The 8,881-nt window shown below is 35.5% G+C and carries 13 protein-coding genes and 1 pseudogene; 3 read left to right on the forward strand and 11 right to left on the reverse strand.

The annotated features are described in order from the left end of the window. Positions 1–544: GIY-YIG nuclease family protein (locus MTBBW1_RS26105; RefSeq protein WP_222424184.1), on the forward strand; the 544-nt coding region annotated here is incomplete at its 5' end. On the opposite strand, the gene MTBBW1_RS30490 is transcribed toward MTBBW1_RS26105, so the two are convergent. The 3 genes and pseudogenes from MTBBW1_RS30490 to MTBBW1_RS26115 all read right to left on the reverse strand — a co-directional run bounded on the left by MTBBW1_RS30490 (position 529) and on the right by MTBBW1_RS26115 (position 1,318). Then, positions 529–654 carry an SEC-C metal-binding domain-containing protein gene (locus MTBBW1_RS30490; RefSeq protein ID WP_425430029.1) on the reverse strand — a complete coding sequence of 42 codons (126 nt, stop codon included), beginning with the start codon at positions 652–654 and terminating at the stop codon, positions 529–531. The two genes, MTBBW1_RS26105 and MTBBW1_RS30490, sit on opposite strands and share 16 nt — an antisense overlap. Then, positions 631–882 (reverse strand): annotated as a pseudogene (locus tag MTBBW1_RS30495) (YchJ family metal-binding protein); the annotation flags it as partial. The gene MTBBW1_RS30490 and the pseudogene MTBBW1_RS30495, both read right to left, overlap by 24 nt. Before the next feature lie 151 nt (positions 883–1,033). Then, positions 1,034–1,318, reverse strand: a complete 285-nt coding sequence (locus tag MTBBW1_RS26115) for an HU family DNA-binding protein (RefSeq protein ID WP_080809627.1) — start codon at positions 1,316–1,318, stop codon at positions 1,034–1,036. A gap of 79 nt (positions 1,319–1,397) precedes the next feature. Here MTBBW1_RS26115 and MTBBW1_RS26120 point away from each other — a divergent pair, with 79 nt between their 5' ends. Then, entirely contained in the window at positions 1,398–1,856 is a 459-nt protein-coding gene (locus MTBBW1_RS26120) for a DUF488 domain-containing protein (RefSeq protein WP_245809572.1), read from the forward strand. A gap of 8 nt (positions 1,857–1,864) precedes the next feature. Here MTBBW1_RS26120 and MTBBW1_RS26125 read toward each other — a convergent pair whose 3' ends face one another. From MTBBW1_RS26125 to MTBBW1_RS26140, 4 genes are all read right to left on the reverse strand, one after another. After that, positions 1,865–2,179, reverse strand: a complete 315-nt coding sequence (locus MTBBW1_RS26125) for a hypothetical protein (protein ID WP_080809630.1) — start codon at positions 2,177–2,179, stop codon at positions 1,865–1,867. Positions 2,180–2,220: 41 nt separating this feature from the next. After that, complete coding sequence (locus MTBBW1_RS26130; protein ID WP_080809633.1) at positions 2,221–2,559, reverse strand: hypothetical protein; 339 nt, start codon at positions 2,557–2,559, stop codon at positions 2,221–2,223. A 45-nt stretch (positions 2,560–2,604) separates the two neighbouring features. Next, a complete protein-coding gene (locus MTBBW1_RS26135) occupies positions 2,605–3,069 on the reverse strand; it encodes a DUF7686 domain-containing protein (RefSeq protein WP_080809636.1) in 465 nt (154 codons plus the stop codon). Between the two features lie 90 nt (positions 3,070–3,159). Continuing rightward, positions 3,160–4,002, reverse strand: a complete 843-nt coding sequence (locus tag MTBBW1_RS26140; protein ID WP_080809639.1) for a DUF1016 N-terminal domain-containing protein — start codon at positions 4,000–4,002, stop codon at positions 3,160–3,162. Positions 4,003–4,410: 408 nt separating this feature from the next. Between MTBBW1_RS26140 and MTBBW1_RS26145 the strand changes: the two genes are divergently transcribed. After that, complete coding sequence (locus tag MTBBW1_RS26145; protein WP_080809641.1) at positions 4,411–4,695, forward strand: hypothetical protein; 285 nt, start codon at positions 4,411–4,413, stop codon at positions 4,693–4,695. A gap of 578 nt (positions 4,696–5,273) precedes the next feature. Here MTBBW1_RS26145 and MTBBW1_RS26150 read toward each other — a convergent pair. From MTBBW1_RS26150 to MTBBW1_RS28780, 4 genes are all read right to left on the reverse strand, one after another. After that, positions 5,274–5,753 carry a hypothetical protein gene (locus MTBBW1_RS26150; protein WP_080809643.1) on the reverse strand — a complete coding sequence of 160 codons (480 nt, stop codon included), beginning with the start codon at positions 5,751–5,753 and terminating at the stop codon, positions 5,274–5,276. A 502-nt stretch (positions 5,754–6,255) separates the two neighbouring features. Continuing rightward, a complete protein-coding gene (locus tag MTBBW1_RS26155; protein WP_080809646.1) occupies positions 6,256–7,584 on the reverse strand; it encodes a hypothetical protein in 1,329 nt (442 codons plus the stop codon). Positions 7,585–7,654: 70 nt separating this feature from the next. After that, a complete protein-coding gene (locus MTBBW1_RS26160) occupies positions 7,655–8,389 on the reverse strand; it encodes a hypothetical protein (RefSeq protein ID WP_080809648.1) in 735 nt (244 codons plus the stop codon). Positions 8,390–8,582: 193 nt separating this feature from the next. Beyond that, the coding region (locus tag MTBBW1_RS28780) for a hypothetical protein (RefSeq protein WP_222424185.1) at positions 8,583–8,881 on the reverse strand (299 nt) is incomplete at its 5' end.

Consider the following 8,881-nt stretch of genomic DNA (forward strand, 5'->3'; position numbering starts at 1 on the left):
AAAAATTCGAAAAACGAGATATGGCCAACTGTATTGGAGTTCATTAGTACAGAAAAGAAATCACGTAGTCTGCCGTTATAAACTGATCATGACTCAAATAGATCCAAAATCAAAAGGCACATACATACTCATCCTTCAACTGAAGAACATGAAGCAAATAACCATTGGGAGGTTGAGAGAAATCAAATTCAGCAGGGGGTACTATGCTTATGTGGGAAGTGCATTTGGCCCAGGTGGTTTGAACAGTAGAGTCAATCATCACAGACAGACTCCCAAAAAGAGATTCCACTGGCATATTGACTATCTGAGAGAAGAAGCTGAACTAAAACAAGTATGGGTATCTGATCATGAAGAGAATCTGGAGCATGAATGGGCATCAATTTTGAGTCATATTACAATCAAACCTATAGCCAAATTCGGCTGTTCAGACTGCAAATGTGAATCTCATCTTTTCTATTTCAAGACAATGGGATTCATGAAGGATTTCAAAGAAATTATAGCGGAAAAGAATTATAGAATAAAAACTTTTCAAAATTTACCATGACATTTTTTGAACTTTTTATTACTCTGACACCAGCAAGGCTCGTTACGACCTATCTTAATTGGCTCAAGTAAAACTCCATCAACGTAATACCACTTATCATTTTCATATATAAACTTTGATTTTTCATGCAGTTGTCCATATTTATTGTTTGCTTGGTAAAACTCTGCAAATTCTACATATTCAATGTTAGATTCTTTTTTGTCTTTTTCTGTTTTTAATACTTTAAGACCAAGCCATTGAGTATTCTTAATTGTTTCTTCAAGGATTTCTTCTTCTTTTTCCTCTCTTTTTAAGGGATAATGGGTGTCAACAAGATACTTGATGTTTTCAGTACAAAAAGCTGAATACCTTTACCTCATCAACTGTTCTGGAGTTTGGGGATTTGTTGTGTTTGAAAGATATGGAAGACAACACTCATCATAGTTATTTTGGCTGTTGCAATAGCATTTTCTGTTTTGCATTAATGAAAATCCTGGATTTATAAACTCTTTATACTTTTTTGTAATCAACTATTTCTTTCAACTCTTTCCCTGGTTTGAAGAACGGCAACTTCTTTGGTGCTATTTTGACTTTTTTTCCTGTTTTTGGATTTCTTCCGATGTATGAATCATAGTGCTTTACATAAAAAGAACACAGTCCCCGAATCTCCACACGCTCTCCCTCTGACAGTGCTTTAGTTAGTTCAGAGAAAAAAATATCAACAATTAGTGCAGCTTCACATTTGGTAAGTTTTGTTTTATCTTTAAGTTCTTTTATAAGTTCCAGTTTATTCAATAGTCTGTACCTTAAATTAGTATAATATGTAGTCTTAATCTATAATAATAACTATAACACAGTAAAGATAATGATTACAATGAATCAAAAAAGCTCAATCAAAATATACACAATCGGATACACCAAAAAATTAGCAAAAATATTTTTCAACCTCATCAGGAATGAAAACATATCTACCCTGATTGATGTTAGACTCAACAACACCTCTCAACTATCGGCATTTGCAAAGAAAGATGATCTTGAATTTTTCCTGCATGAACTATGTGCCGTTAAATATTTACATATACCACAACTGGCACCCACGCAAGATATTCTTAAAGGGTATAAAAGCAAGAGTATCACATGGAAAGGCTACCAATCAAAATACCTGGATCTTCTTTCAAAAAGAAATATTGATGAAATAATCAATTCAGAAATACTTGATCAGTCCTGTTTCCTATGCAGCGAGCATGAGCCTGATAATTGTCATAGAAGATTAGCAGTTGAATATCTGGTTGAATACTTTGATATCAATGCAGAGATTAAGCATTTACAGTAAGCATATTTCTATTGTTTAATAGCTTCAAATCCAGAATCATCTCCCTCATAGAAAGACAACTCACCAACAAGACGATCTCCTTCAATGGCAGCAGATCCTTTTCCAGAAGCAGGATCCATTTCATCATTGCCATCCCATGAAAACTCAACTTTTTCTTTTTTCTGAATGTAACGGCAGTGCATATATCCATGCACATATCCAAAATGAAATTCTCCCTGATTATCTTCAGAGAATGATATATATCCTGGAACTTCTGCATCAACAAAATCTTGATCCCACATTTCCATTTCAGTGATTCGCCATTTTCCGATAAATTTATCCATAGATTTTCTCCAAAAATATTCTTATGAGCATGCTATGTCAGCTACTTTTTTATCTCATGTTTCTCCAGCAGAGCTTTTTTCTTCTTTTCTAACGTTGATAGTTTTCTTTTCAGACTGTTGATTTCCCGGTTGATACTTGCCAGTTCATGTTTTACTGCTTGCTCTTTTATACCGTCTTTCCCAAGTATGTCTTGAGCTAATGACTCTACTTCCTTTCTTAGAACACGATAATATGGATTTCCATGAGCATAGTTTTGCTTGTACTGCAACTTCCCATTTCGGATTGCATCAATTATTTGTTGCTCTGTAAGTCCATATTCCTTACATGCGTTCTTATGACTTAGCGTTGCACCTTGCTGTTGCCATATTGATCCTGACATATTTGATTCTCCATTTCAAAGCGTGCTATTGTTTTCCCTCAGTTGTTAATCAAATAGATCTACTATTTTAAATTGGAAACCCCAACCTTCAAAAGGTTCGAGCATCTCTGCAAATTGTTCGATAGTGATTCTTTTTCCGTCGATGATAAAGACTTTTCCATAAGCTGTATCTGGGAAATCCTCACTCCATTCTATCCTTCCCCTTAATATATCCCTTCCACCAATCTCCCACTTAGATCCTCTTTTCTTGAGGTGTCGTTGATTCAAGCCTTTTTTGATTTTTTTAATAAACTCTTCCATTGCAACTTCTTGGTCGTCACCTAAGTCGTATAAACTATTAAAACGATATCCAGTGGAGTCATCCTCTTTTACTTCAATTGCCTCGTAAGCCATTCCTGTTGGCACCAAGAAACGTGATATCTTGAAGTGGTATTTTCTCTTCCATTGATCATGGATAAAATAGTCGTCTCCATCATCTCTTGTACTGTGGGTGTAGCAGTCTTGATTCATATTGGCAAACCTTAATGTTTAACGGTTATATTGATGTGAGTATATATTATCATTTTTTTTAAAAAACTACTTCGGCTGCGCAGTTGAAGTTTATTTGTTGTCATCCATATTTTTTTTGGATTTTCTTCCACGCTTAGGTGGATTCTTTTTGTATTCTTCTTCTATCTTTTCAAGCTCTTCAATCAAAGATTCGCAGTTTGATGAAACATCACCCAAATCAATTGCATCTATCTTGCTCTTGAGATCATTTGCATGCTTAATAAGTTCCCTTCGTCTTGCTCCCGACATCTTCTTCAGATCTTCAGATTTGTATGATAAGTCGGATTCAGCTGCTGCCTCAATGACTGTATCTATTTTTTGAATGCATTTTTGTGTGGTTCTAATAAGGGATTTCTTTGCCGGCTTCTCAAATTCTTTTAATTTCTTTTGGACAGCATTTTCAAGTTCTCTTGTTGTCCAACCTTCCTTGATACACTTCTTCGCCATGTTGACCTTTTTTCTCGGATCTTCGAGCCTGACGAGAAGTTTTTTATGAGTATAGCTTAGAAGTTTGCTGTCATTGAATTTTTTATCTATGAATAGTTTTTCCTGACAAGAGACTTTTACTGCGGCAGAGAGAGTATTGGCATGAACAATCAAATCACCTCTCTCACATAGCTTTTTGAAGCTGATTTCTTTTTTAGGGTCTTTTGAGAGAGCCTTTTCAATATCGCCATTGAAGAACTTTTCTAAAATATAACTGCCGATCTCTTCATGTCCTTTGTAAATTACTTCGTTCGCTTTCTCATTGATAAACTTCACTGCATCATTAATCAGCTTCTCTTCTTCCTCATCAATAATCTCAGGCTTTACTGGTTCAGCTTTTTCGGGCAAGTTCTTATCTTCTGTCTCTTTCTCAGTTGCTTCCTGAACCGCATCTTTTTTCTTAGCCATTTTTTATTCCTTTCAATGGATTGGTTGATCTGCTCTGACTATCTAATATTTTTTTACCAAGAGATTACTTTTAAATCAACACTTCTGTTAAAAGTTATCCTTGTTTTGACCATTACTGAATCTCAACTTTAGAGAACATTGCCGTCTAAAATCGAAAGGTGTTGGAATGATTAGGTGGGATTGAAATGTCGGATGGTTTTGAGACTGATTCTTTTTTGTCTTGATACTGATGGTAGAGCTATGGGGTAGGTTGAGGAATAAGCTGGAGCAGCACTTTTTGACAGTGTGCTACCGCTCCAGGTAAGCATAGATTAATAAATTATGAACCCGTTTTTTGTATATTCTCTTCCTCCATATAGAAATAATAACAGTATATCTCATCAAAATCATTAAAAAATGGAGGTGAACATGAGTCTATCTAAAGGATTGGCAATTATTGGCGGAACTATAGCTGGTGGCGCTGCATTGGCAGCTTCTGCACCTGTTTTAACGGTAACTGCCCCCCTGTGGGGCATTCTTGGAACAACTTATACCATTAATGGTGTATCACTTGCTGGTGCTGCCGCATGTACTGCTGCCGGTGCTGGAATTGGAAAAATTGCTGGACAAACTGGCGGAGCCTTGGTCATCCAAGGGCTCGATGACGCATCCCAGAAACTAATTGACAGGATAAATGTCAAGAAGACATCTTAACGAAATTGATGATGAGACCTTGCAATCGCAAGGTTTCTATCTTTTCATGCTGGAGAATTTTTTGGGTATGGTTTGTTCTCAATTTGAGTGATCAGAAAGATTTGTGGTATTGTCAGGGATGAATTTGGGAAGATTGAATACCATATATGGTATGAAAATATAGAGAAAAATTTTTAATTAATTTATTTTGGATTTTATTGGGGGCAAGAGTGAAGAATGTTTTGGAGCAGCAGCAGCAGCTGTTGATTGCTTGGTACCGCTCCAATAGTGTTTGATCAGCTGTTTTCAGACTATTTTATCCCAGGCTTCCTTCAGCTCCAATCATTTCAATATTTTTGCATCTTGGTCAACCCATGGGTTTTGATGACAAAGATTTAACCGACACAAATGATCTTCACGGTGTTTATTGCATTCCTGCAGAGTCGATATATCATGCCGGTATTCCCTATGATCAGATTATCGCTGGTGCTACTGCTGGATGATCTCTGTGGAGGGTGTATAATAAATGACCACCCATCCCATTGGTAAGAGAGAGGTGGTCTTCTTTATATCAAATCAAATGGTTCGTATTCTTCAAACTACCAAGACAGTTGTTTACCAATGGAAATCATGGATAAGTCAGTTGTAAAAGGCCTTGTGGCTTCATCATTTTGAGTGGTGATCCTTCCATGAAAGATAAGGTCCTGTTTGATCTTATCGAATTCTTCTTGTCCTCCAAAAGACCGATCAATAAGCTCATGAAACCCAAGTTCGGATTTATTTGTAAAGAAATACATTCTCTCTGTTTCTGTTGTAGTTGGTCTCACGCAAGTAATAAACAAATCCTCTTCCTCAACATGACATGTATAGCCCATACCATGGTAAGGGTCGGCGTTTTCATCAGCATAGGAGTCCTCTGTCGGAAGAACAATATCGAAATTCTGAAGTTGAGCATCTATTGATGACAAAGGTTTGCTTTTCGCATCTGGACTTACTTCAATCTCAAGCATATATACCAGAAGATTTACATCAGTGCGGTGATAATCATTAACTGCTGAATTTACATTTAAAGTATTCATAATAATTTATCTCCATAATTTATCGTTGTTTAAAAAAAAGTACATCAATAAGCAACTTACCAATTTAAGTAGTTTTTTGCCTATCACCTCCTTCTTCTTCATGGTTTTTGGAAAAAATGGAAAACTTTTCCAGCATAATATTTGAAATAATTTATAATTTTCATTTCTCCGCTTTTCCTCCACACCTTGATTAAATTGATGGTGAAACCTTACAATCGTAAGGGTTTTATTTTTAATACTGATGAATTTTTAGGGTGTGGTTTTTACCCAATTTGAATGATCAGCAATATTCGTGGTATTATCAGGGATAAATTGGGGATGAGTGAATACCATATATGGTGGTTCAAATATTGAAAAAATTTTAAATTATTTAATTTTAGTTATTATTGGATGCAAGATTAAGAAATGATCTGGAGCAGCCCCTGTTCTGTTGATTGCGTTATGAGATAGCATTCCCTGGAATGTTCTGCATGCTTCCAGGGAACTGCCTCTCATGTTTAAATTATGGTTCCTTAATCATTGCTATGAACTCTTCAACTAAGCTGTTGAGAGAATCATACTCACCTCCTTCAAATGTCCACCACTTATGCAAACGATAGAGTTTGGTCATGTTGTCCATGATACTGTCTTTGAATCGAGGGCCGAAGAATTGGGGGGTAGACTTGAGTATCTGGTCAAGGATGTCTCCTGTTTCTTTGCGGAAATCATCGTTATCACGACTCTCAAACAGAACGTCAGTGATCTTGTACTTTTCTATAGCATCTTCAATGAATTTATCTTCCTGGACGAAATTAAAACTATTAAGTGGAGCAAAAGAGTTTCCTTCCAATAAATCTTCATTAATCTTAAGACGCTGAATTTCCTCTTGAATATGGAAATACAATTCATCGGTGTGATAAATGTGTCTAAGAATATTGTCAGGCACATCAAAGACCGTTGAGTAATGAGTTAAGTCACCTTTATCATAACTATTGCAGTGCATTTTTCGAGCATTATATTGTGCCGTTCGAAAATAATTTGTCGAATCATAACTAATAATAACTCCAGAATTTATGGTAAGCTGCTTCAAATAACGTTCAAAAACTTTCTCGATATACGCAATCATAAAACGATCAGATAAGGTATAGACTCCCAATAGGTGTAGTTGGAAAGGAAAATGAAACAATCCAACAGTGATATAATCTTTGAAACACCTATATGATAAGGCTATAAATGGAGAAAAATTAATTTTAGTTTCTCCTTTGAGCCCAACCATTCCGCCGATAGCACGATGTGTAATGAATTTATCATAGCCATATGAGGATAGTTCATCATGCAGTATGCACCAGATTCTATATAGTTCTATTCTCCTAAATTGCCAGATAAAAATAAATTTATCAGCTAGTTGAGGAACTTTTTCAATAATATCAAATGTCTCTAAGAGTGACAGTCTGTTGAAATCAAAGATGTTCTCTTTGGTGTTATATAGGTTGTACCTTTTACTAAATGGCAAATCCAAGCTAAAGATTTTATAGTAAGTCTGCATTTCCTCGATCATGAAATGTAGGTAACAGGTAATGAGCTTCCTGATATCGTCCGGGTGAATCTGTCCCTGGATGAAGCTGTATCCACCGGAATCAAAGTAGAGATGTGCATTGGTTGATTTGATCACCTGATTTATATATTTTTCAAGATGTCGCCGAAAATTATATAAAGTATCAAGACCAAATTGATTTTGTTTAAAAGCGTCTATGAGTGATATTAGTCCTGATCCTGCAATTCTAATGATAGCAGCTATTAGAGAAAGATTGATGATTTTTTGATTCATATTTATAACGGGTATGAACTTCATTTGCACTCTCCTTTTTATATATAGAGCTGCACCCCAGAAGTGAAGGGATACAGCCCTGTGTCGTTAAAATTTATTCCACGATTTCAAGGGGCTCGTACTGCTCGATTACAATGTCCTCAGTAAAGTTTATTCGAGTGCAAAGCCAAAAAATTTCCTTATGATCAAATATCATTAATGTTGTTTCCTCAGCATCTATTCTGAAAAAATGATAAGATCGAAGGAGCATATCAGGATCAAATTCCAATAATTCACAAGTTAATAATGAATCAAATGACATATATATATCATCATTTGAAGGGTTAATGCAGTTGATTTTGTCATTATAGATATATATATCTACATATTCAAACTTACCTGTATCGTTTTTATATTTTTTATACTTATAGGTATCTAACCTTATTTCATCATTGATCGGTGGGATCAATTCTTTCAGGTTTCGAGGTTCAATTTTTGGAATACTACAAGTGTAACCTCCATTGATAAACAGATAGAAATCCTGACCGATTTCGTAAAATACAGATTTGTCATTTCCTTTAATTTTCCCAAGCATCTTTCTTTTCGATTTTTCGATATGAAAACTAAGATTAACACCTTCTCCAATGAGATCTTTGCAGTCGATCCTGAAAATGGTAAAAAATTTTTTTGTACTGTTATCCAAAGCATAGAGTATGGAATCCTTAATATGAACTTCGTAGATTCCAATTCTTTTTATGACTTTGCTAAGAACGTCAATATTCGTGGATGTTGTTTCCAGGACAATTGTTTTGTCTTTTTTGTTAGTAAGAAATGTGTTGTTATCAGGCATGATTATCCTTTCTGTGGTGTCAAGATTTCTCCCGACAGCACTGGCTAATTTATACGTTATAGTTATGCAACTAGTGTTCTTTCAAGGTTTGATTGTCGGGTAGAAAACCCCTTTAAACTTTGATTACTGTCTAAAATCACCCGACAGTTTAAACTTGAAGAAGCACTAGATGGTTTTCGGTATCTCTATTTTCTTAGATGTTTTGTTCAATGTGGGCTGACATCTCTTCAACAAGCGCATTCAATTTCGCTTTCTCTTTCTCCAGAAGTTCATTTTTTTTCTGCAGTTCTGCGTTCTCTTTTTTGAGAAGCATGTTTTCTTTTTGAAGCTTCTCCATTTGTTCCTTGCCAACTACTACAGGATTGTCAGCTTTCTTTTTATTAAGAGGTTTTGCTTTTTTGGTAATTCGATCTTTAATTGATCCTCCCCTCCCGGTTGTTTTGAATTTAGAGTTTGCAGAACCAGCAGTGCGTTTCAGTTTGGAAAGCTTCG

The organism is Desulfamplus magnetovallimortis (assembly GCF_900170035.1).
Taxonomy (GTDB): Bacteria; Desulfobacterota; Desulfobacteria; order Desulfobacterales; family Desulfobacteraceae; genus Desulfamplus; species Desulfamplus magnetovallimortis.

Excerpts from the sequence above, each read along its gene's own strand:
- MTBBW1_RS26130 (WP_080809633.1), bottom strand. The coding sequence starts at position 2,559 with ATGTCAGGATCAATATGGCAACAGCAAGGTGCAACGCTAAGTCATAAG.
- MTBBW1_RS26135 (WP_080809636.1), bottom strand. The coding sequence starts at position 3,069 with ATGAATCAAGACTGCTACACCCACAGTACAAGAGATGATGGAGACGAC.
- MTBBW1_RS26150 (WP_080809643.1), bottom strand. The coding sequence starts at position 5,753 with ATGAATACTTTAAATGTAAATTCAGCAGTTAATGATTATCACCGCACT.
- MTBBW1_RS26145 (WP_080809641.1), top strand. The coding sequence starts at position 4,411 with ATGAGTCTATCTAAAGGATTGGCAATTATTGGCGGAACTATAGCTGGT.
- MTBBW1_RS26120 (WP_245809572.1), top strand. The coding sequence starts at position 1,398 with ATGAATCAAAAAAGCTCAATCAAAATATACACAATCGGATACACCAAA.
- MTBBW1_RS26160 (WP_080809648.1), bottom strand. The coding sequence starts at position 8,389 with ATGCCTGATAACAACACATTTCTTACTAACAAAAAAGACAAAACAATT.
- MTBBW1_RS26140 (WP_080809639.1), bottom strand. The coding sequence starts at position 4,002 with ATGGCTAAGAAAAAAGATGCGGTTCAGGAAGCAACTGAGAAAGAGACA.
- MTBBW1_RS26125 (WP_080809630.1), bottom strand. The coding sequence starts at position 2,179 with ATGGATAAATTTATCGGAAAATGGCGAATCACTGAAATGGAAATGTGG.
- MTBBW1_RS26155 (WP_080809646.1), bottom strand. The coding sequence starts at position 7,584 with ATGAAGTTCATACCCGTTATAAATATGAATCAAAAAATCATCAATCTT.